This is a genomic window from Pseudocoprococcus catus (assembly GCF_019734885.1).
GTDB lineage: Bacteria > Bacillota > Clostridia > Lachnospirales > Lachnospiraceae > Coprococcus_A > Coprococcus_A catus.
This window is the reverse complement of sequence record NZ_JAAXCM010000057.1, coordinates 1-459: the sequence shown is the minus strand read 5'-3', so window position 1 is coordinate 459 and position 459 is coordinate 1. Positions and strand designations below refer to the sequence as shown.

General features: G+C 39.7%; 1 tRNA gene and 1 rRNA gene. Both read right to left on the bottom strand.

Features of this window, described 5'->3' with window-relative positions:
* Nucleotides 1–178: 178 nt before the first annotated feature.
* Nucleotides 179–252: transfer RNA gene (locus tag HED67_RS14975), tRNA-Ile, on the bottom strand.
* A 127-nt stretch (nucleotides 253–379) separates the two neighbouring features.
* A 5S ribosomal RNA gene (gene rrf / locus HED67_RS17730) occupies nucleotides 380–459 on the bottom strand; the annotation flags it as partial.

Below are 459 nucleotides of genomic sequence, written 5' to 3'. Positions count from 1 at the left end.
TCATTGAAATCTGTAAATCTTTTCTTTTCGATGATTTACGGCTTGATGTGTTTCTGATATGCAGTTTTCAAGGTACAACATGCTGATAAATTAGATACTTATCAGCAAATGATATTTCAGGATTCGAACCTGTTATCGTTCCCGTCCGAACAATATCTTGATGTTTAATTAGGTTTTATGGGCTTAAGTGGACTCGAACCACCGACCTCACGCTTATCAGGCGTGCGCTCTAACCAGCTGAGCTATAAGCCCATAATGTGTAGCCATATAGGCCGTCTATATGAATCAGTCAAAGGACTGTTATTTTTAACCAGTGATATAACCTTGATATATCACTCTTATATATTAACCTTCATATAGAAGAACTATTTTCATTAAAAACTGGCAGCCACCTACTCTCCCGTGCCGTCTCCAGCAAAGTACCATCGGCCGCTTAAGTCTTAACCGTCGTGTTCGGGA